The following is a 1171-nucleotide window of genomic DNA, read 5'->3' as shown; positions in this document are numbered from 1 at the left end:
TTTGAAGATACCAGAGGCACGCTATTTTTTGAGATTGCCCGCATTTTAAAAGCCAAACAACCCGCAGCATTTATTCTGGAAAATGTCAAGCAATTGCAGGGACATCAACAGGGAAAAACCTTAGAAGTTATTCTCGATACTCTGCAAGATTTAGATTACTATACCGATTACCGAGTTTTGAATGCGCTTAATTTTGGTTTACCGCAAAAACGGGAACGAATTTTTATCGTTGGTTTCCGAGAAGCGCGGGGTTTTATCTGGCCAAAACCAGCTTTATCTAGAACAACTTTAACGGAAATATTAGAGGAAAATGTCTCGGATTTTTATTATGCTTCCGCAAGAATTCAAAAAAGTCGCTTCCTGAAAAGAGAGGGAAAAAAACCTTATAGTGAACCGACCATCTGGCACGAAAATAAAGGAGGTAATGTCAGCGCTTATCCCTATTCCTGTGCCTTGCGAGCAGGAGCATCCTATAATTATTTGTTAGTGGATGGGAAAAGACGTTTAACAGCAAGAGAAATGCTACGTTTACAAGGTTTTCCCGATGATTATCAAATTGTTGGCAGTTATCAAACTATGCGAAAATTAACGGGTAATAGTGTAGCGATTTCCTGCGTAGCTGCTGTGGTTAATTCTGTGATCGAGTCTTTGTTAGATGTTGCTCAAGCATCAACTAATTCATTCTCGTTCAATCGAACAACTTAATTAAGTTTATTTTCGACTCAGGAGTTTTAGATAGTGGTGATTATTCAAGACGCTTTTAATTCCCTATATAGACAGTAAAAGCCTAGGAGATTATAGCTTGTTTGAGTCCTAATTTATGTCTCTAAAATTAGCTGACCCATTGCCTTGAGAATTTGGAGCAGATTAATTGCTGATTGAGGATACATTAAATTAAGTTCTGGCATTATCTGATAAGTGGGGTTAGTTTCTTGTCTGAGATAGACGAACATATATTGTAAGCCATTAGTCGCTAATCCCCAAACTGAGGGTTGTCTTTCTAAGCTATTGTAGGCATAAGTCAGTAATTGAGGTAATCCCTGACGTACTTCGATTCCACTCTCTTTAGCTTCAATTACTAAAATCCAAAAAGGGATATCATTGACAGTTGATATCGAATTATTCACCGTGACAATATCAAAGCGTCCGCTAATAGTTTTATCTTCATCGA

At 37.7% G+C, this 1171-nt stretch carries 1 protein-coding gene and 1 pseudogene; one reads left to right on the top strand and one right to left on the bottom strand.

Annotation, left to right across the window (positions count from 1 at the left end; translation table 11 throughout):
- Window positions 1-705 (top strand): DNA cytosine methyltransferase (locus PX636_RS08755; RefSeq protein ID WP_288116783.1); only part of this gene is annotated, 705 nt, incomplete at its 5' end.
- A gap of 113 nt (window positions 706-818) precedes the next feature.
- Here the strand turns inward: PX636_RS08755 and PX636_RS08750 are convergent.
- Window positions 819-1171 (bottom strand): annotated as a pseudogene (locus PX636_RS08750) (restriction endonuclease subunit R); the annotation flags it as partial.

Source organism: Microcystis sp. M53598_WE2, from assembly GCF_030067735.1.
Classification (GTDB): Bacteria; Cyanobacteriota; Cyanobacteriia; order Cyanobacteriales; family Microcystaceae; genus Microcystis; species Microcystis aeruginosa.
Note: the sequence above shows the minus strand (reverse complement) of the source record. Positions and strands in the feature narration are given on the sequence as shown.